The sequence below is a fragment of the Streptomyces sp. bgisy027 genome (assembly GCF_057710365.1).
In genome coordinates this window covers 78,365-97,008 of sequence record NZ_JBYIVZ010000009.1, presented here as the reverse complement: position 1 = coordinate 97,008, position 18,644 = coordinate 78,365, and the positions used below count along the sequence as shown (strand labels likewise).

General features: G+C 70.8%; 24 protein-coding genes. 16 read left to right on the top strand and 8 right to left on the bottom strand.

Annotated features, from left to right (window positions below; translation table 11 throughout):
• The 6 genes from AC3ETA_RS11975 to AC3ETA_RS11950 all read left to right on the top strand — a co-directional run bounded on the left by AC3ETA_RS11975 (position 1) and on the right by AC3ETA_RS11950 (position 4,806).
• Positions 1-390, top strand: coding sequence for a cell division protein SepF (locus AC3ETA_RS11975; RefSeq protein WP_432192825.1), 390 nt, complete (start codon positions 1-3; stop codon positions 388-390).
• 85 nt (positions 391-475) lie between these two features.
• Positions 476-1,864, top strand: coding sequence for an AAA family ATPase (locus AC3ETA_RS11970; protein WP_432192824.1), 1,389 nt, complete (start codon positions 476-478; stop codon positions 1,862-1,864).
• Positions 1,861-2,187: a nucleotide pyrophosphohydrolase gene (locus AC3ETA_RS11965; RefSeq protein ID WP_432192823.1), complete on the top strand. Its 327-nt coding sequence runs from the start codon at positions 1,861-1,863 to the stop codon at positions 2,185-2,187. The genes AC3ETA_RS11970 and AC3ETA_RS11965 overlap by 4 nt, the downstream gene beginning before the upstream one ends.
• A gap of 198 nt (positions 2,188-2,385) precedes the next feature.
• A complete protein-coding gene (locus tag AC3ETA_RS11960; protein ID WP_432192822.1) occupies positions 2,386-2,856 on the top strand; it encodes a DUF6099 family protein in 471 nt (156 codons plus the stop codon).
• A gap of 383 nt (positions 2,857-3,239) precedes the next feature.
• Positions 3,240-3,536: a recombinase family protein gene (locus AC3ETA_RS11955; protein ID WP_432192821.1), complete on the top strand. Its 297-nt coding sequence runs from the start codon at positions 3,240-3,242 to the stop codon at positions 3,534-3,536.
• Positions 3,496-4,806: a recombinase family protein gene (locus tag AC3ETA_RS11950; RefSeq protein ID WP_432192820.1), complete on the top strand. Its 1,311-nt coding sequence runs from the start codon at positions 3,496-3,498 to the stop codon at positions 4,804-4,806. Before AC3ETA_RS11955 ends, AC3ETA_RS11950 begins: the two co-directional genes overlap by 41 nt.
• Before the next feature lie 80 nt (positions 4,807-4,886).
• Here AC3ETA_RS11950 and AC3ETA_RS11945 read toward each other — a convergent pair whose 3' ends face one another.
• From AC3ETA_RS11945 to AC3ETA_RS11930, 4 genes are all read right to left on the bottom strand, one after another.
• Complete coding sequence (locus AC3ETA_RS11945; protein WP_432192819.1) at positions 4,887-5,063, bottom strand: hypothetical protein; 177 nt, start codon at positions 5,061-5,063, stop codon at positions 4,887-4,889.
• 494 nt (positions 5,064-5,557) lie between these two features.
• Positions 5,558-5,791, bottom strand: a complete 234-nt coding sequence (locus AC3ETA_RS11940) for a hypothetical protein (RefSeq protein ID WP_432192818.1) — start codon at positions 5,789-5,791, stop codon at positions 5,558-5,560.
• On the bottom strand, positions 5,758-5,943 hold the full coding sequence (locus AC3ETA_RS11935; protein WP_432192817.1) for a hypothetical protein: 186 nt from the start codon (positions 5,941-5,943) through the stop codon (positions 5,758-5,760). The genes AC3ETA_RS11940 and AC3ETA_RS11935 overlap by 34 nt, the downstream gene beginning before the upstream one ends.
• Positions 5,944-6,154: 211 nt before the next feature.
• Positions 6,155-6,355, bottom strand: a complete 201-nt coding sequence (locus AC3ETA_RS11930) for a hypothetical protein (RefSeq protein ID WP_432192816.1) — start codon at positions 6,353-6,355, stop codon at positions 6,155-6,157.
• A 171-nt stretch (positions 6,356-6,526) separates the two neighbouring features.
• Between AC3ETA_RS11930 and AC3ETA_RS11925 the strand changes: the two genes are divergently transcribed.
• The 7 genes from AC3ETA_RS11925 to AC3ETA_RS11895 all read left to right on the top strand — a co-directional run bounded on the left by AC3ETA_RS11925 (position 6,527) and on the right by AC3ETA_RS11895 (position 10,295).
• On the top strand, positions 6,527-7,279 hold the full coding sequence (locus AC3ETA_RS11925; RefSeq protein ID WP_432192815.1) for a DUF6879 family protein: 753 nt from the start codon (positions 6,527-6,529) through the stop codon (positions 7,277-7,279).
• Between the two features lie 20 nt (positions 7,280-7,299).
• Positions 7,300-8,148, top strand: a complete 849-nt coding sequence (locus tag AC3ETA_RS11920) for a helix-turn-helix domain-containing protein (protein ID WP_432192814.1) — start codon at positions 7,300-7,302, stop codon at positions 8,146-8,148.
• A 396-nt stretch (positions 8,149-8,544) separates the two neighbouring features.
• Complete coding sequence (locus AC3ETA_RS11915; RefSeq protein ID WP_432192813.1) at positions 8,545-8,670, top strand: hypothetical protein; 126 nt, start codon at positions 8,545-8,547, stop codon at positions 8,668-8,670.
• Between the two features lie 36 nt (positions 8,671-8,706).
• Complete coding sequence (locus tag AC3ETA_RS11910; protein ID WP_432192812.1) at positions 8,707-9,330, top strand: PIN domain-containing protein; 624 nt, start codon at positions 8,707-8,709, stop codon at positions 9,328-9,330.
• Between the two features lie 71 nt (positions 9,331-9,401).
• Positions 9,402-9,587, top strand: a complete 186-nt coding sequence (locus tag AC3ETA_RS11905; RefSeq protein WP_432192811.1) for a helix-turn-helix domain-containing protein — start codon at positions 9,402-9,404, stop codon at positions 9,585-9,587.
• 89 nt (positions 9,588-9,676) lie between these two features.
• Complete coding sequence (locus tag AC3ETA_RS11900) at positions 9,677-10,033, top strand: hypothetical protein (RefSeq protein ID WP_432192810.1); 357 nt, start codon at positions 9,677-9,679, stop codon at positions 10,031-10,033.
• Positions 10,026-10,295: a hypothetical protein gene (locus tag AC3ETA_RS11895; protein WP_432192809.1), complete on the top strand. Its 270-nt coding sequence runs from the start codon at positions 10,026-10,028 to the stop codon at positions 10,293-10,295. The genes AC3ETA_RS11900 and AC3ETA_RS11895 overlap by 8 nt, the downstream gene beginning before the upstream one ends.
• Before the next feature lie 37 nt (positions 10,296-10,332).
• Here AC3ETA_RS11895 and AC3ETA_RS11890 read toward each other — a convergent pair whose 3' ends face one another.
• Positions 10,333-10,590, bottom strand: a complete 258-nt coding sequence (locus AC3ETA_RS11890; RefSeq protein ID WP_432192808.1) for a hypothetical protein — start codon at positions 10,588-10,590, stop codon at positions 10,333-10,335.
• 204 nt (positions 10,591-10,794) lie between these two features.
• Positions 10,795-10,959 carry a hypothetical protein gene (locus tag AC3ETA_RS11885; protein ID WP_432192807.1) on the bottom strand — a complete coding sequence of 55 codons (165 nt, stop codon included), beginning with the start codon at positions 10,957-10,959 and terminating at the stop codon, positions 10,795-10,797.
• A 244-nt stretch (positions 10,960-11,203) separates the two neighbouring features.
• On the opposite strand from AC3ETA_RS11885, the gene AC3ETA_RS11880 reads away from it, so the two are divergent.
• The 3 genes from AC3ETA_RS11880 (at position 11,204) to AC3ETA_RS11870 (ending at position 16,605) form a co-directional block, all read left to right on the top strand.
• Positions 11,204-12,127 (top strand): LLM class F420-dependent oxidoreductase, encoded by a 924-nt coding sequence (locus AC3ETA_RS11880; RefSeq protein ID WP_432192806.1) that lies wholly within the window; start codon positions 11,204-11,206, stop codon positions 12,125-12,127.
• Positions 12,128-12,598: 471 nt separating this feature from the next.
• A complete protein-coding gene (locus AC3ETA_RS11875; protein WP_432192805.1) occupies positions 12,599-14,068 on the top strand; it encodes a 3' terminal RNA ribose 2'-O-methyltransferase Hen1 in 1,470 nt (489 codons plus the stop codon).
• On the top strand, positions 14,065-16,605 hold the full coding sequence (locus AC3ETA_RS11870) for a polynucleotide kinase-phosphatase (RefSeq protein WP_432192804.1): 2,541 nt from the start codon (positions 14,065-14,067) through the stop codon (positions 16,603-16,605). Before AC3ETA_RS11875 ends, AC3ETA_RS11870 begins: the two co-directional genes overlap by 4 nt.
• 3 nt (positions 16,606-16,608) lie before the next feature.
• Here the strand turns inward: AC3ETA_RS11870 and AC3ETA_RS11865 are convergent, their stop codons facing one another.
• A complete protein-coding gene (locus tag AC3ETA_RS11865; RefSeq protein WP_432192803.1) occupies positions 16,609-17,508 on the bottom strand; it encodes an NAD(+)/NADH kinase in 900 nt (299 codons plus the stop codon).
• Complete coding sequence (locus tag AC3ETA_RS11860; protein ID WP_432192802.1) at positions 17,505-18,569, bottom strand: SPFH domain-containing protein; 1,065 nt, start codon at positions 18,567-18,569, stop codon at positions 17,505-17,507. The genes AC3ETA_RS11865 and AC3ETA_RS11860 overlap by 4 nt, the downstream gene beginning before the upstream one ends.
• Positions 18,570-18,644 lie beyond the last annotated feature (75 nt).

Genomic DNA, 18,644 nt, shown 5'->3' with positions numbered 1-18,644 from the left:
GTGAACAGCCACGACGTCACCGATGAACAGTGGGAGGGGCTCGCCCAGGTCGTGCCGCTGCGCGGCCGCGACGCGTGGCCGTCGGCGGTGAACCATCGTGCGGTGCCGGAGGCGGAGACGGAGCCCCGTCGCCGCTTCGTCGTGCTGCGGGTCAACGTGTTCGGCGACGCCCGCGAGGTCGCCGAGACGCTGATGGCGGGGATCCCGGTGCTGCTGGACCTCACCGGGGCGGAGAACGAGGTCGCCAAGCGCGTCCTCGACTTCAGCACCGGCGTCGTCTTCGGCCTGGCCAGCGGGATGCACCGGGTCGACCGGAACGTGTTCCTGCTGACCCCGCCCGGCACCGAGGTGAGCGGACTGATGGAGGGCGCCGGGGTTCCCGGTACCTGACGGCCCGGCCGTACGGTCGCCCGATCGTAGGAAGGGCTCCCGGGTGGAACGGTTCGCCCGCCGCCGGTGGGCCTACGGTCCGGACATGGGCGTGTCGTTTGTGTCTGGTGCCGATGCCGTCTCCTTGCCGCGTCAGGGACGCAGGGCGGGTGAACCGCCCGTACGCTGCGCGGGCGATCCGCCTGAAGACCGTGCGGGCGATCCGCCTGAAGACCTCGCGGGCGATCCGCGTTCTGAAGGTCATGCGGGCGATCCGCTTCAGGGGGCTCGTGCGGGCGATCTCCTGCTGGAACCCGGTGCGGACGATCCGCTTGCGGAGCCCCGGGCGGGTGATTCCGATACGGCGCGCGGCGCGGCGCATCCCGGTCGGCCCCGGCTGACCGAGCTGCGGCTGTCCGCGTTCGCCCGGCACCGGCGGGCCGCGTTCCCCCTCGGACCGCTCACGCTCCTCACCGGGCCCAGCGGCAGCGGCAAGACGAGTGCCCTGCGGGCGTACGAGGCGCTGGCGCGGCTCGGCGGCGGCGCCGGGGTCGGGGAGGCGTTCCCGGACACGGTCGCGTACGTCCCGGAGCGGGCCCGGCCCGACGCCCAGCGGCGGCGCGGGTTCCGCATCGGGTGCACGGCCGACGGCCCCGAGGGACCGGTGCGGCTCGACGTGGCCGTCCAGGCCGAGCCCGAACTGCGGATCGTGGGGGAGCGGCTCAGCGCGGGCGGCCTCGTCCTGCTGGAGACGGCCCTGCGCGATCCGAGCCGTCCCTTCGTGCAGGCGGCCTGGCACACGGCCGGCCAGTCGCCGGTGACACGGGCGCCGCTGCCCGACGACCGGCTCGGCACCGCGCTGTTGCCGCTGCGGGTGGCCGGCAAGACGGACGGGCAGCGCCGGGTGCTCGCCGCCGCGGAGCAGATGGTGGTGGCGCTGCGGTCGGTCTTCGCGTGCGACCCGCGGCCCGAACGGATGCGGGCCGCGGTACCGGCCGGGTCCGGGCGGCTGCTCGGCGGGTGCGACAACCTCGCCGACGTCCTGTGGCGGACGCGGGCCGAGTGCGGACAGCGGCATGCGCTGCTCGTGGCCGCGGCGCGGGCGGGCTGCGCGGGACCCGTGGCGGACGTGCTCGCCGAGGTGCTCGCGGACGGGACGGTACGGGGCGTGCTCGACCGGGGCGACGGAGTACGGACGCAGCTCGGCCGACTGGGCGACGGCGAGCTGCGCCATCTCGCGCTCTCGTTGGTCCTGCTGACGGGGCCCGGCGTGCTGGAGGTCGACCCCGCGGGGGAGGTGCCCGAGGCGATGCAGACGCTGACCGTGCTGGCGGACGGGCTCGACCGGGGGCTGGACCCCGCGCAGCTGCGGGAGTTGACCGGGCTCGCGGCGCGGATGTGCGAGCGGGGGCACATCCGGCTGCTCGGGGCCGTGAGCGACGCGTCGGGGGTGTCCGGGACGGCCGGCGTGTCGGTGGTACACCTGGAGCCGTGACCGAACCCCTTGACGTGGCCAGGCTCCAGCGCAGGCTGGCCGAGTTCGCCGCCGCGCGCAACTGGCAGCCGTACCACACGCCGAAGAACCTCGTCGCGGCGCTCAGCGTCGAGGCGTCCGAACTCGTGGAGATCTTCCAGTGGTTGACGCCGGAGGAGTCGGCCCGGGTCATGGACGACGCGGCCTCCGCCGCGCGCGTGACGGACGAGGTCGCGGATGTGCTGGCGTATCTGCTGCAGCTCTGTGAGGTGCTCGGGATCGATGTGCTGGCTGCGCTGGACGCGAAGATCGACCGGAACGAGCGGAGGTTTCCCGCGCCGTAGTGAAGCGGCGCGGGCGCGTGGGGAAGGTCGCCGTCCGGTTTAACTCTCCGTATCCGTTCAGCTGACCGCAACCGAAAAGTTGTCCGCAGATTTCCGTCTTCCTCTGGCTTTTCGTCTCAGCGCCCTTCACGCTGGGTAGTGAACAAGGGAGTTCAGGCGGACGCGTGGGCAGCGCGTCCAGACAGACGGGGACTGCGGATGGACGCGGTGCGGCTCATCGTGACGAGCAGGCGTGCGCTGGCGGGAAGCGGGGGCGCGCCGGAAATCATGACCGAGGTGTGGCAGGCGCAGGCCCTGGCTCAGGCGATAGGCAGCCGGTTCGCGGTCTTCGGTCCACCCGAACTGCGCGGTGAGGCACTGGGGTTGACGGAGCTGGCGGGACGCGGCTGCGGGGTCCTGGACACACCCGAACTCGCGGACGGCGCCTTACGCGCGGCCCAGCTCACGGAGCTGGGCGACGCGCGGCAGGCACTGCTGAACCTGGGGAGCCTGCTGGGCGAGGCCGGCATCGCCCTGGTCGGCCTGGCCAGCGCCGCGGACGACGAGGCGACGTACTGGCAGTGCATGGAGGCCATCGACGCGGCGGACGAGTCCCGGGACCGGGTCCTTGAGATGCTGCGCAGACTGGCGGACCGGGACGAGGTGCTGACGGAGCGGGAGGCGGGGTAGCCGACCGGCAGCCCCCGGCACGACGGCCACCACGGCGCCGAGCCCGGTCAGCCACTGCGGGCGCCGGTCGGTCGCTGGAGGTAGCCGGTCGGTCGCTGGGGGCGGCCCGGTCGGCCACGGGAGTACCGCTGTGGGCGGCGGGTCGGTGACTGGAGGGCCGTTGGGGGCGGCGGGTCGGTGGCTGGAGGGCCGCTGTGGGAGCCGGTCGGTCGCTGGAGGCAGTCGGTCGGTCGCTGGGGGCGGCCCGGTCAGCCGTTGGGGGCGGGGCGGGTCAGCCCGCCTCGCCCTCCTGACGCCGGCCCTGCCCCGGAGTGCCGGTGGCCTGCAGATCCGTGTCCAGGGTAGACAGGTCCAACTATAGGTTTAGGGCGTATTTTTGAGGCATGGCCACGAACTGGACAGAGCCGCTCAGGGCGGTCATCTACACCCGCATCTCGCACGACCCCTCTGGCAAGGCCGACGGGGTCACCCGGCAGGAGGACGCCTGCCGCAAACTCGCCGCTGAACTGGGCTGGGTCGTCATCGCGGTGAAGACCGACGACGATCGCACCGCCATCGGCAAACGCGGCCAGCGTGCCCGCCGCCCCGGCTACGCCGCGCTGCTCGACATGCTGGCCGCCCGCGAGGCGGACGCCGTTCTTGTCTGGCACACGGGACAGGCTTTACCGGCAGGCACGTGACCTTGAGCCGCTCATCGACATCGTGGAGCGGACGCACGTCCTGATCCGCCCGGTCAAGCAGGGCGAACTAGACCTGGCCTCCCCCTCCGGCCGCATGGTGGCCCGTATCCTCGCGTCCGTGTCCACGCACGAAGTCGAGCACGCGGTCGAGCGGATGAAGGACAAGCACGCAGCCAACCGGCGGGCCGGGGTCAACCACGGCGGCCCGCGAACCTTCGGGTTCCGCGCCGTCAAGCCGAAGGTCTCCAAGGACCAGGCACCCGAGACCCCCAAGGTGGACCCCAGGGAAGCTGCCCTGATCCGTGAGGCCGCACAAGCCGTGCTCGCGTACGCGGCCGACCCCGAGACGGGCAACACCTTGTCGGGCATCTGCCGGGACTGGAACGCCCGGGGCATCAAGAGCCCGCGTGGTCAGGAGTGGTCGATCCAGGCGCTGCGGGGCATGCTCCTGTCGCCCCGGATCGCCGGGCGCGTCGGCCACAAGGGCGAGGACGTTGGACCGGCGCAGTGGGAAGCGATCGTGGAGTACGACGTGTGGCTTGCCCTGCGCAACGTGCTCCAGGACCCGGCCCGCCGCTCTGGTGCTTCCGGCGACGGCCGGGCGCCCAAGTACCTGGGATCCGGTCTGTACGTGTGCGGTCGTCCCGGATGCGGTGCCGTGGTACGTCCCGGCGGGGCGAGGGCCGGGCAGCGCCAGCAGTACCGGTGCACTGCGAGCGCGCACCTGATTCGGACTGCCGAACCGGTCGATGACCACGTGGAGCGCACCATCCTCGCGCAGATCGTCTGGGAGACCGTCAGGGATCCGTTCTGGCCGCCTGCCGCGCCCGCTCCGGACGGACCGTCCATGGCGGAGCTGAACGCCCGTCACGCAGCTCTGACGGCACGCCTGGAGGCACTTGCGGAGGCGTTTGCCGAGGATGACGACTCGGACCCCGTCGAGTACCGGACTGCGTCCCGCAAGCTCAAGGAACGCATCGCCGCCGTGGAGCAGGAGATCACGGATGCGGTTGCGATGACCGCTGCCGCCAGCGTGCCCGGACCGCTCGATGACATCGACCTGCCCGAGCTGGTGAAGCGTCACAAGGCTGACCCCGAGCATGCCTTGGCATGGTGGCGCGAGACGTACCCGCTGGAGCGGCGGCGGAAGTCCCTTAAGACGCTCGCCGTGGTCACCCTGATGCCCGGTCGGCGTGGCCGCCCTCTGGGTGTCGCGCCGGGCGGACTTGACCCTGCCTCTGTGCGCATCGATTGGACGGGGGCAGCGTGAGCACGCACCCCAGTCGATGACCGATTCTGACACGGCGGGCCCGCCACCTTCTGGTGGCGGGCCCGGCTCGTGGGCTCCGGTCAGAATCGGGACTGGAGCCAGACCAAGAGCAGGCTGACGCCCGTGGTGCTCGCGCCGTACGCCGCACCGTACAGAGCCCGCAGTGCGAGGGCGCGCCGGTAGTGCTTCACCCACTCGGCTGCGCGACGGGCCCGGGTCTGCCTGTGCAGGTCAGGCCGCGACTGGTTATGGTGCATGAGTCTCCTTCCGATTTTGCGTTGGTAGGGGCACGCGCAGGGAGCCCGTTTCCCGCCCTCGGTTCCAAGGCCAACTGGGCGGTGGCCGGGCTCCTTTGCATGTGATGGGCAGTCTAGGCGGGGGTGATCGGAGCGCGATTCGGCCGACTGCAAATGTGGTGACGTGTGCCAGGGGTGTTCCTGGCGTGTTGGTGGGGTGCTCTTTGGGCGTTGCTCCGCCTGCCGGATCCCTCAAGTGATGTTGCGCATAGTCCCGTTCGGGGCTCTCGGTCCCGGTGTGCCGAGGTGCAGTAGACCCGCCAGGAGCGGGAAACGCAAACCGAGGGTTTTGTAAGGCTCCACGACGCGTTTTGCCTGTTCAGAGGCTTGCTCGGGGTAACAAAACTTGACCAGTCGATCTAGACAAAGTGGATCAGAGGCTGCATGCCCCGCACCCGCAACACGGCGACGCCCGGCCGGGCGGCACCACCGGCCGGGCTCCGTGCTGTTGGGGGCTACTGCATCTGTGCAGCCCAGATGCGGGTCATGATCCGCAACATCACCGGGTCGATCAGCTCCACGTCGTCGGCGTGCTCCCGGTGAGCCCACACGTCCCACCCGGGGCCCGAGTTGCCCAGCTCGTGAGCCACGATCACCCCGTCCGCCTCGTCCTCGATGACCTCATCGCACGCCCGGCACACGCGTACGGCCGCCGTCACCGCGCACCGCCCCAGGGGTGGCAGGTGCACGTGCAACGGCGCACCAGGAGCAGGCCGTTGGAGTGGGGCAGCGGGATGTCCCGCGTCTGCCTGCACTCCTTGTGCAGCCCCCGGTAGTCCGGCCGCCGGGCCAAAGTGCACTCCGCGCTCAAGGTCTCGTCCGCCGTCGTGGGCGCGCTCACGGCGTCTCTCCCCGGCTCCGGGCGTTTGCCATTGCCACGCCCGCCGACAGCCTCTCCGCTGCTGTGGCAGGCCGCAGGGGGCCGTGGGCGTCCCACTCTCGCCCGCCCTCCGGCGGCTTGAGCTGCCAGCACCCGACCCGGTCGACCACCCGGCCGACCCTGTGCGTTGCCTCGTCCCACACGAGGTCGCCGACCTGGGGCGTATACGCGTTCATGCGCACCCCCGCTGGATCACGTCGGCGAGCCGGAGCGCAACATCAGCGCGTACCCGGCCCAGGGTGATCAGGTTCAGGGAGGGTGATGCCGCATCCGCCCCCAGGGACGGCAGGACAATTCCCGCCGCCGTCAGTGCTTCCCGCAGTACCTCAACCGCCTCCAGGGCGGTGGTGCCCGATTCCTGTGCTGTGACCATGAACTGAGCGTTCTGGAGGGAGAGTTGATGCGGCGAGCGTCTATGCTCAGTTATTCGCGGATAGTCAGGGCCTATGCCCAGGAATTCTCCCGGAGTGGTAGGGAGGCCATAGCGGGGACGGCCGCCCCGGCGCGAGGCTGATCAAGAAGACCCCGGTGAAAGGAACGGATCATGGCGCGCAACATCCGCTTCAATGGCACGGGCAGCGGCGTGAACGGCTGCCCCGCCGTCCATGAGGACGTCGACTCGGGCGAGGTGATCATCCACGGACCAGCCCTCACCGACCCGGACGACATCGCCCGCCTGCGGCACCTTGGCGAGGGCGAGGTGCCCATCGTCGTCCCTCGCGAACTGCTCGTTGACTTTGCCCCCAAGGAGGTCACCCGCGTGCCGGACATCATCGGCCTGGATGAGTTCGACCGGTTGTTCACCCAGTTCAAGCACACCGCCTGGCGGCTGGAGACCCGGCGCCGGTACGCCTCCGACGAGGTCACCGACACCTACGCGCAGTTCCTCCGGGGTGAGCCGGTCGACTGGGAGGGCCGGGACGCGGAGTGGTGCGCTGAACGGCGCGAACAGACAGCGCTCGGCAAGCGGTTCGAGCGCGTACGCATCGTGGACAACCCGCCGACCCCGGGGCAGCTCTACCTGCTCGACAACGCCCGGCGCAACAGCTCCGTCGGCGAGGACATCCGGCAGCTCTGGCGTGCCGACGCCGACCGGCTCCAGCTCCCTGAAGAGGACTTCTGGCTGTTCGACTCCCGGCTGGTGGCCCGGCTCAACTTCACCGGGGCGGATGAGCTGACCAGCGTGGAGCTGATCACGGAGCCGGTGGAGGTCAACCGGTACTGCCAGGTGCGGGACGCAGCCACGCACCACGCCGTGCCGTACGAGGAGTTCGCGGCGAACCTGCCCGCGAAGTAGAGCCCCAGGGAGCGGAACCGGTGACCACCGACTACCAGCAGGCGCGCGAAGCGCTCGGGGTGCGGCTGCGTGAGCTGCGACTGTCGGCCCCGGACGGTCGGCTCACCGGTTCCGCCCTCGCCCGGCTGCTCGGCTGGCCTCAGCCCAAGGTCTCCAAGCTGGAGAACGGCAAGCAGACCGCGACGCCCGACGACCTCCGCGCGTGGGCTGAGGGGACCGGCCAGCCGGACGCGTACGACGAACTCCTTGCCCGGCTCAGGGGGTTCGAGTCGCACATCCGCTCGTGGCGGCGTCAGCTTGCCTCGGGGCACAAGCCCGTGCAGGACACGCACCTTGCCGCACACGGTGACGCCTCGGTGTTCCGGGGGTGGGAGTCGTCCATCATCTTCGGCATCCTCCAGACCCCCGACTACGCCCGGTCGATCTTCACCCGGTACGCCGAACTCCAGCAGTCGCCCCGGGACACCGAGGAGGCCGTGCGCTCCCGCATCAAGCGGCAGGAGGCGCTGTACGACCCGACCAAGCACTTCCACCTGCTCCTGTGGGAGGCGGCACTGCGCTCCCTCATCTGCCCGCCGTCCGTGCTCGCCGCACAGCTTGACCGGCTGTCCGGTGCCGTCGGCCTGGACACGGTGGAGCTGGGCATCGTCCCCCTCAGCGCCTCGCTCAAGATCCCGCCCGCCACGGCCTTCTGGGTCTACGACGACGCCCGCGTGATCGTGGAGACCTGGCACTCCGAACTGTGGGTGGAGGACGAGGCCAGCGTCAGCACGTATCTCCGCACGTGGAACACGCTGCGGGAGTCAGCGGTGTACGGGGCCGACGCGCACCGGCTCATCGCAGACGCGCGCCGGGCACTCAACGTCTGAGGCCCGCTGCCGGCCGATTAAGCGAATCGAGTAATTCCCAGGTCGGATCCAGTGCCAGACGCTGGGCTGACACAGAGACTGACGTCAGCCGCGTGATCGCCAGGAGAGGTCCTAGGCCGGAGCACTTGTCAGCGGCTGACTGACAGCTGACTGACACGCGCTGACAGTCCCACTGAAGACGGGTTGACACCAGCGGATGGACAGTCCGCGACGCTCTGGATGACGCTGCGCATGAGCTGATCAACAGCCTTGTTCCGTCGTATTTCGCTCGGCAGCAAGCTTCAGCTCTGCAAGGATCTTCGTATGAGATTGAACCTGGGGATCACCCTGGACTACGCCGATGACGTGCTCCGCCGAGCGGAGGCAACGTAGGGCAATGCGCGAGGCGCACAAGAAATGTACCGCGCCTACACCGATGCAGTCCATGACACGTACCCCACGCTCAAGCAGGCGATCGCCGTCCCGGATATCGCTGCCGGTCTCCACTCCACGGCCTACTGGAACCTGCTCGCGGTCGCCTGAGCCAACGCCGAAATCGGGGTGACCTCAGACCGGGCGGTGGCCAGCAACGTGGCGCGTGCTCAACGCGCCCGGAATCAGGCGCTCTCGACTGAGATCGAGAATCAGGTGCAGGCTCTGGAGAAGGCGCGAGCCGATCTGGAGGCTTTGAAGAAGCTCGTAGCCCGGCCGGGTCTGCCGGTCGTCTACGACACCAACATGCTCAACCACTGGCAGCAGCCCGGCGACATTCTCTGGCGCGACATCTTTAGGGATCAGGGCGAGAGGATCCCCGACACGCGGGTTGTCGTACCGCTGCGGGTGATCGATGAACTGGACAAGCAGAAATACGGCCAGGGGGACCTCGCGCGGAAGGCCGCCACGGCCATCCGCTACCTGGAGCATGTGCTCAAGGGCAGCCAGCCTGGGGAGCCCGTGCGCCTGCGTGGCGGCGCCACGCTGGAGGTGTGGGTCGACACCGACGATCGTGGTGGGGATGCGGACTTGTCGATGCTGCGCTGCGCTGCCGACCTGGACAACCTTCACCAGGCCACTGGTGCACGGGTGCTGACCGATGATTTCGGGATGCGTCTGCGTGCCCATCAACTGGGCCTGAAGGTGGTGCGCTTGCCGGAGAAGCACCGCAAGAAGGGCACAGCCCTCGATGAGGTTCCGCCGCAGTAGAACGGTCCGGCTCCGGGCTGACGTGTGTCCCCGCCGCCGGCGACAGCTTGTCCCGGCGGGGGAGACAGGACATGACCCGACCCCCGCAGCTCGACCGGGACCGGGAGGCTCGTGCCGTCCGGGACGCCGAGATCTATCAGCTCAAGGTCGGCGGCCTGACCGAACGGCGGATAGCCGAGCGGTTCGGCCTGGCCGTCTCCACGGTCCACGAGATCATCGACAAGGGCCGCCGGGACCAGCCTCCGGGATCACCTTGAGCAGCGCTTCGGCGATGAGGGCCGCATCGGCCTCGTCCCGGCGCTCCAGGGAGACCTGGAGCTGCTCCGGCGCGTCCAGGCCGAACAGCTTGCGGCCACGACTCCGAGATGCGCACGAGCTGTTCGTTCGCCTTGAGCACCGGGCCGTCGTCGCGCAGCGGGTTGCCATCGCGCTGGACGCCGTGGAGGTCGACGGCACCTTCCGTGGCCGGCTCACCTCCTACGCCCTGGAGCCGGCCGGGTGGCACCTGCGCTCCGCCGACGGCGGCGACCCCGGCGCGCGCCGCGAGGCCCCCGTGCCTCAGCTTGCCTTGCCTCCCGGCCCGTCGGCCGCCCGGCCGGAGCCTGAGCCGTTCAAGCGGGAGCGGGACAGCGTGGATAACGTGCTGGCCCAACTCGACAAGTTCATTGAGGAGTTCGGAGACCTGGAGGACGAGGATGAGTGACAGGCGCAAGGAGATCAAGCGGCTGCTGCGGGAGATCTCCCGGGACCCGTCGGCCCCCGGCGCGGCAGCGGAGGCGCAGCGGCTGACGGCGGAGTACCGGCGCCTGTCCCGCCCGCAGCGTGCCCCGGCCGTCTCCCGGGCAGTCGTGGAGCCCAAGGTGTCCGACCCGGACGCGGAGGCAATCGCCACGTGGCCGCCGGAGCTGCGCAACCGGCCGCGTGACGGGGCGCTGACCCGGGTCATCCTGCCGTGGCGGGAATGAATAAGACGAAGCCCCGGCGGGTAGCCGGGGCTTCTGGTCAGTACAGGTGGCTAGAGACGAGGGCCTTCTTCAACTCCTGTGGGTTGTCCACCCGCAGGCTGAGTCCGAGCGTCTGGAGTACCTGAAGGGCCAGGTCACGGTGCGGCTGTCGCGGTTGCTGATCTTCGCGCAATTCGTGCTCTGCTGTGACTCCCAGGTGTGCCCGGAGCATCGTTTCACAGAGCCGGTTGAACTGATCAACACTGATCGTGGGGCGGTATTCCGTCGCGGCAGAGACGGAGTTGTTCTCAGTCACGCCGACCACCTAACACAGAGCCGGGTTGACGCGGCAAGTCTCCGCCACAGAGCAGTTGGGATTCGGGAACCGGCAGGCAGCTTTCGCCGACTGCCCCTCTAACCTGGCCGTCTGTGGATCCATGGCGGCTCGCACGGAGCGCCATCGATTCCTGGCAGCCTGCCGGGTGTCCCCGGGGCCTCGCCGTATCGGTATACGGCACGTCTACCTGGGGTGATCCGCCTTTGATTCCATGGACGAAAAACCCGCTTCTTTTTCCAAATCGGACAGGTCCGCGTTGAGCGCCGCCATCAGCTCCTCCATCTGCTGGAGCAGCCCTTTCGGCCGGCCGCTCCCATCGCTCTGCTGTGGCGCGAATTCCTCGGACATCACGGCCTCCTCGGGCCTCCGGCCCCCCCAGTGGCAGTGGGCCGACACGGTGACGCTCCGGCTCCGACCGGCCGGGGCGAGGGCCGGGCGGTCCGGCTCCGACCGAGCCAACGATCACCGTCGGGGGCGGTCACTGGCCTGGGCTGACGTCGTCTTCGGCGTTGACGGAATTCACCCGACCGGGTTTGCGGGGGCCAGGGGGACCGGTGCGGTCGACAGGTGCCCCGGCGTGCAGGATGGAGTCATGGATCTTCGCATCTTCACCGAGCCCCAGCAGGGGGCGACCTACGAGACCTTGCTCACCGTGGCGAAGGCCACCGAGGATCTCGGATTTGATGCCTTCTTCCGGTCCGACCACTACTTGAAGATGGGTTCCGGGGACGGTCTGCCCGGGCCCACCGACGCATGGATCACGCTCGCCGGCCTCGCCCGTGAGACCGAGCGGATCCGTCTCGGCACCCTGATGACCGCCGGTACCTTCCGGCTCCCCGGCGTGCTCGCCATCCAGGTCGCCCAGGTCGACCAGATGTCCGGCGGCCGTGTCGAACTCGGCCTCGGCGCGGGCTGGTTCGAGGAGGAGCACAAGGCGTACGGCATCCCGTTCCCGAAGGAGAAGTTCGCGCGGCTGGAGGAGCAGCTCGCCATCGTCACGGGGCTGTGGTCGACCGAGGCCGGCGCGACCTTCGACTTCCACGGCTCCTACTACGACCTCACCGACTCGCCCGCCCTGCCCAAGCCCGCGCAGGACAGGATTCCGGTGCTGATCGGCGGCCACGGCGCCACCCGTACGCCGCGGCTGGCCGGCAAGTACGCCGACGAGTTCAACATGCCGTTCGCCTCGATCGAGGACAGCGAGCGGCAGTTCGGGCGGGTGCGGGCCGCCGCCGAGGAGGCCGGCCGCAAGGGCGACGACCTCGTCTACTCCAACGCCCTGGTGGTGTGCGTGGGCAAGGACGACCAGGAGGTCGCCCGCCGCGCCGCCGCGATCGGCCGCGAGGTCGCCGAACTGAAGGCCAACGGGCTCGCCGGCTCCCCCGAGGAGGTCGTCGAGAAGATCGGCCGCTACCAGGAGGCGGGCTCGCAGCGCGTCTACCTCCAGGTCCTCGACCTGACCGACCTGGACCATCTGGAACTGATCTCCTCCCAGGTCCAGTCCCAGCTGTCGTAACTCCGCACTCGCGGCCCCCGGGGAGTACGTCCTCGGGGGCCGTCGTGTGCGGCCGGCGTGTGTGTCGGGGCCGGGTCGGCTACGGCACGGCGGTCGATCACCTCGGCTCCGCCGGCCCGCCCGGTGCCGGCAGCGTGGCCCTCGCCCGGATGCGCAGGCGTTCCCCGGCGCGGATGATCTGGTGCTCCAGGCCGCAGTTCACCACCCGGCGGTCGCCTTCGGCCGGGGTGGTCAGCCGGTTCAGGTGGTCCGGTGCGAGCGCGGGTCCGCCCAGTGACGTCAGGGCCTCCAGGGCGGTGTCCGGGTCGGCGTTGTGCTCGGCCGAGGTGAGGACCGGACCGGCCAGTGTCCGGCTGGGCCGCGGGTGTCGGCAGGACGGGAGGAAAACCGCAGGTGGTTCCGGTTCGTGCTCGGTAGGTTGTACAGGCTGCGCACCGGCGCAGCGCAGAACCTATCCGAAGGCCCACCACCGTGTTCCTGACCATCGCCACCACCGGGACCCCCGAACGCCCCGCGACCGATCTCGGCTTCCTGCTGCACAAGCATCCCGAGAAGGCACAGCGGTTCTCCACCTCCTACGGAACGGCTCACGTGCTGTACCCCGAGGCGGACGATCAACGCTGCACGGCCGCGCTGCTCCTGGAGGTCGACGCGGTGGCGCTGGTACGGCGCGGCAAGGGCAAGGGCCGCGGCGGCGCCCCGGACGCGGCGCTCGCGCAGTACGTCAACGACCGCCCCTACGCGGCCTCCTCGCTGCTGGCCGTGGCGCTGAGCGCCGTGTTCTCCAGCGCGATGCGGGGTGTGTGCAACGCCCGTCCCGAGCGCGCCGCCGAGCCGCTGCCGCTGCGCATCGAGGTGCCCTCGCTGCCGGCCCGGGGCGGCCCGGAGCTCGTACGCCGGCTCTTCGAGCCGCTCGGCTGGGCCGTGACCGTCGAGCCCGTGCCGCTGGACGTGCAGTTCCCCGAGTGGGGTGACTCGCGCTACGTCCGGCTCGTCCTGGAGTCGCGGGCGCTGACCCTCGCCGAGGCCCTGCGGCACCTCTATGTGCTGCTCCCCGTCCTCGACGACGCCAAGCACTACTGGGTCGCCTCCGACGAGGTCGACAAGCTGCTGCGCGCCGGTGAGGGCTGGCTGCCGGACCACCCGGAGCAGAAGCTGATCACCAGCCGGTACCTCTCGCGCCGCTGGTCGCTGACCCGCGAGGCGATGGAGCGGCTGGAGCTGGTGCGGCTCGCGGAGGCCGACGACAGCGAGGTCGAGGACATCGACAACGCCGTCGAGGCCGAGACGGAGGCGGAGGAGAAGCCGACCCCGCTCGCCGTGCAGCGCCGGGACGCGATCCTGGCCACGCTGAGGGCGTCCGGCGCCGCGCGCGTGCTCGACCTCGGCTGCGGCCAGGGCCAGTTGGTGCAGGCCCTGCTCAAGGACCCGGCGTTCACCGAGATCGTGGGCGTGGACGTGTCGATGCGGGCGCTCACCATCGCCGGGCGGCGGCTGAAGCTGGACCGGATGGGCGAGCGGCAGGCCTCGCGCGTGAAGCTCTTCCAGAGCTCCCTCGCCTACACGGACAACCGCCTCAAGGGCTACGACGCCGCCGTGCTCAGCGAGGTCGTCGAGCACCTCGACCTGCCGCGGCTGCCCGCCCTGGAGTACGCGGTGTTCGGCGCCGCCCGCCCGAGGACCGTCCTGGTGACGACCCCGAACGTCGAGTACAACGTCCGCTGGGAGTCCCTCCCGGCCGGTCACGTCCGGCATGGCGACCACCGGTTCGAGTGGACGCGCGAGGAGTTCCGCTCGTGGGCGCGGGCGGTCGCCGAACGGCACGGGTACGAGGTGGAGTTCGTGCCCGTGGGGCTCGACGACCCCGAGGTCGGGCCGCCCACGCAGATGGCTGTATTCGTCATGAACGTGACCGAGGAGAAGGAGGCGAAGGCCGCATGAACAGGGCGACGAACGGGCGTGTCCTGCCCGCCACCGACCTTTCCCTCGTGGTCCTCGTCGGCGCCTCCGGCTCCGGCAAGTCCACCTTCGCCCGGCGGCACTTCAAGCCCACCGAGGTGATCTCCTCCGACTTCTGCCGCGGCCTGGTCTCCGACGACGAGAACGACCAGAGCGCCACTCGGGACGCCTTCGACGTCCTGCACTACATCGCGGGCAAGCGCCTGGCGGCCGGCCGCCGTACGGTCGTCGACGCCACCAGCGTGCAGCAGGACTCGCGCCGGCAGCTGATCGAGCTCGCGCGGCAGTACGACGTGCTGCCGATAGCCATCGTGCTCGACGTCCCCGAGGAGGTGTGCGCCGAGCGCAACGCGGCCCGCACCGACCGGGCCGACATGCCGCGCCGGGTCATCCAGCGCCACATCCGCGAACTGCGCCGCTCGATCAGGCACCTGGAGCGCGAGGGCTTCCGCAAGGTCCACGTGCTGCGCGGCGTGGAGGACGTGGAGAACGCCACCGTCGTCACCGAGAAGCGCTTCAACGACCTCACCCACCTCACCGGCCCCTTCGACATCGTCGGCGACATCCACGGCTGCGCGTCCGAACTGGAGGCGCTGCTCGGCAAGCTGGGCTACCTCGACGGCGTGCACCCGGACGGCCGTACCGCCGTCTTCGTCGGCGACCTCGTCGACCGCGGCCCGGACAGCCCCGGTGTGCTGCGGCGCGTGATGTCGATGGTGAAGTCGGGCAACGCGCTGTGCGTGCCGGGCAACCACGAGAACAAGTACGGCCGCTATCTCAAGGGCCGCAACGTCCAGCACACCCATGGACTCGCCGAGACCATCGAGCAGATGGAGACCGAGAGCGAGGAGTTCCGCGCCGAGGTGCGGGAGTTCATCGACGGGCTCGTCAGCCACTACGTCCTCGACGGCGGCAGGCTGGTGGTCTGCCACGCCGGTCTGCCGGAGAAGTACCACGGCCGCACGTCGGGGCGGGTGCGCTCGCACGCGCTGTACGGCGACACCACCGGGGAGACCGACGAGTTCGGGCTGCCGGTGCGCTACCCGTGGGCGGAGGACTACCGGGGTCGCGCGGCCGTGGTGTACGGCCACACTCCGGTGCCGGACGCCACGTGGCTGAACAACACCATCTGCCTGGACACCGGCGCCGTCTTCGGCGGCAGGCTGACCGCGCTGCGCTGGCCGGAGCGCGAGCTCGTCGACGTACCGGCGGAGCAGGTCTGGTACGAGCCGGCGAAGCCGCTGCGGACCGAGGCGCCCGGTGGGCACGACGGCCGCCCGCTCGATCTGGCGGACGTGCACGGGCGCCGGGTCGTGGAGACCCGGCACCAGGGCCGTGTCTCGATCCGTGAGGAGAACGCGGCGGCGGCCCTGGAGGTCATGAGCCGCTTCGCGGTGGACCCGCGGCTGCTGCCGTACCTCCCGCCGACCATGGCGCCGACGGCGACCTCGCACGTCGAGGGCTACCTGGAGCACCCGGCCGAGGCCTTCGCGCAGTACGCGGCGGACGGCGTCGAGCGGGTCGTGTGCGAGGAGAAGCACATGGGTTCGCGGGCCGTGGCCCTGGTGTGCCGGGACGCGGAGGCGGCGCGCGGGAGGTTCGGCGTGGACGGCCCCACCGGTTCCCTCTACACCCGTACCGGCCGCCCGTTCTTCGACGACGAGTCGGTGACCGAGACGATCCTCGACCGCCTTCGTGCGGCGATCGGCGAGGCCGGCCTGTGGGAGGAACTGGAGACGGACTGGCTGCTGTTGGACGCCGAGCTGATGCCGTGGTCGCTGAAGGCGTCGGGTCTGCTGCGCTCGCAGTACGCGGCGGTCGGCGCCGCCTCCGGAGCGGTGTTCCCCGGCGCGGTCGCCGCGCTGGAGAGTGCGTCCGGGCGGGGTGTCGACGTGTCGGACCTGCTGGCGCGCCAGCGCGAACGGGCCTCGGACGCCGCCGCGTTCACGGAGGCGTACCGCCGCTACTGCTGGACCACGGACGGCCTCGACGGCGTACGCCTCGCCCCCTTCCAGGTCCTGGCGGTCCAGGGCCGCAGCCTCACCGGGCTCCCGCACGACGAGCAGCTCGCGCTCCTCGACCGGCTGGTGGAGCACGACGGCAGCGGCCTGCTCCAGACCACCCGGCGCCTGTACGTCGACACCGGTGACCCGGAGTCGGTCCGGGCGGGCGTCGACTGGTGGCTGGAGATGACCGGCCGCGGCGGCGAGGGCATGGTCGTCAAGCCGCTCGGCGCGGTCGTGCGCAGCGGTGAGGGCCGTCTGGTGCAGCCCGGCATCAAGTGCCGGGGCCGCGAGTACCTGCGGATCATCTACGGCCCGGAGTACACGCGCCCGGACCACCTGGACCGGCTGCGCAAGCGGTTCCTCAACCACAAGCGGTCCCTCGCCATCCGGGAGTACGCACTGGGCCTGGAGGCACTGGACCGGCTGGCGGAGGGCGAGCCGCTGTGGCGGGTGCACGAGGCGGTGTTCGGGGTGCTGGCGCTGGAGTCGGAGCCGGTGGACCCGCGGCTGTGACCGTCAGTTGACGAGCCGCAGACGGTCCGGGCACACACCGACCCGGACCGTCTGCCCCCAGGTCAGCTCGACCGCGTCCGTCTCCATGCCGTCCCCGAAGGCCACCAGCCGCTCGGACTCGACGGTCAGGCGCAGACTGCTCGCGGCGGCGAGTTCCCCGGCCACCAGTGCCGTACCGGTGGCCGGGGAGGGCCAGGCCTCCCGGACGAACCACAGCAGGCGTTCCTCGGTGGGGGAGGGCAGCGGCAGCCGCCCTCCCCGCTCCTGCCACACCGACCGGATCCAGCCGGTCGCCCCCGTCCCGGTGCCGATCAGCACCCCGGACGAGGCCTGGGCCTCGACGACACCCCCGTCGTCCTCCAGGCCCAGGCGGTATCTGGCCGTCTGGTGACCGACGGCTCCCAGGTAGATCTCGTTGAGCGCCACCAGACGCTGTGTGTCGTCGGCGACGGCCTCGACCATGGTGAGTTCGTCGACGTCGCCCCTTGCGGATTGCGTGGCCGCGAACAATCCGGCGGCGTCCGCGGGACGGTGCCGCACCAGGACGCCCGGGTTGCGGCCGGGGTCGGCGTCGATGCCCAGCACCGGCTGCCCGGCGAGGTACTTGGCCACGTTGGCGACCAGGCCGTCCTGCCCGACCACGACCACCACGTCCTCGGGACCGAACAGGAACCGGTCCAGGTCGGCCCGCTCCACCCGGCTCTGACGCCAGGTCAGCGGGATCGCGGCGGTCACCTCCGTCAGGGCCCGGCGTGCCCGGCGATGGCGTTCGGCGACCTCCTCGATGTCCCGGCCCCGGGAGGCGAGGAAGAAGGCGGCCTGGCCGTGGGTGCCGTGCCGGGCCACCAACTCCTCGTACTCCGTGGTGCGATGGACGAGGACGACTCGCGGGGCGAGGCTCATTCCCGTGTTCCCAGCCTGGTGAGCAGCCCGGTCAGGACGTCCGGCGAGATCGTCACGCTGTCGATCCGCGGCAGGTTCTCCGCCAGTCGGGTCCCGGTCAGGGCGTTCAGCGTCGCCACGTCCACGTCACCGTGCACCCGCAGCCAGGCCGCCTGGGCCTGCGCCCGCGCCTCGCCGACCTCACGCGCACCCTCGGCCTCGGCCTTCGCCAGCCGTACGGAGCGAGTGGCCTCCGCTTCGGCCAGTCGTACCGTGCGTGCCGCCTCCGCGTCCGCGAGCCGTACCGTACGGGCCGCCTCCGCCTCGGCCCTGACCGCGTCGGCCGCCGCGTGCTCCTCGGCCTCGCGCCGCGCGTTCGTGCCGCGCTGGTCCACCAACTGCTCCTCGCGGCGGGCGAGTTCGATCTGGCTGGCCAGTTCGTTCTCGGCGATGGCCCGCTCCCGCTCGACCGCGACCGCCCGGCGTTCGTACGTCGCCCGGTCCGCCTCCTGCTGGATCTGCTCCCGGGCCGGCGTGCGCAGGGCCCGCTCCACCTCCGGTTCCGGCCGCAGTGCCACGACACGGACGGCGACCACCTCGATGCCGGTCGCGGGAAGCCGCGGCTCTGAGGCGAGGCCCTGTGCGATCCGCTCCCGTACGGCCGTCACACCGTCGACCAGTGCCGCCGACAGCGGGGTACGGGACAGGACGTCCAGCGCGTGCTGCTGTGCCGTCTCGGTGAGCAGGGTGCCGAGTTGCTCCAGCGGCGCGGCACGCCAGGCCCCCGAGTCCGGGTCGATCGAGAAGTCGAGGCGGGCGGCGGCCACGGCCGGGTCGCTGATCCGGTAGGTGACCGTCGCCTGGACGGCCACGTCCTGGAAGTCGGAGGTGCGGGCGTGGAAGGTCATCGCCAGTTCCCGGTCGTCGACCGGGACCTCGGAGATCGCGGCGGTCAGCGCACGGAACCAGAAGCTGAGTCCGGGGCCGTCGTGCAGCAGCCGGGTGCCGCGGTGGTGGCGGATGTGCGCCGTGGGCGCGCCGCGCAGATGGCGCCAGCCCAGGCGCCGGGTGATGTCGGCCATGAAGCCCCCCTCTTTTTCGTCATGTGGACGATAATCCTCCGGCCTGCTTGTCGTCAAGAGGACGAAAAGAAGATG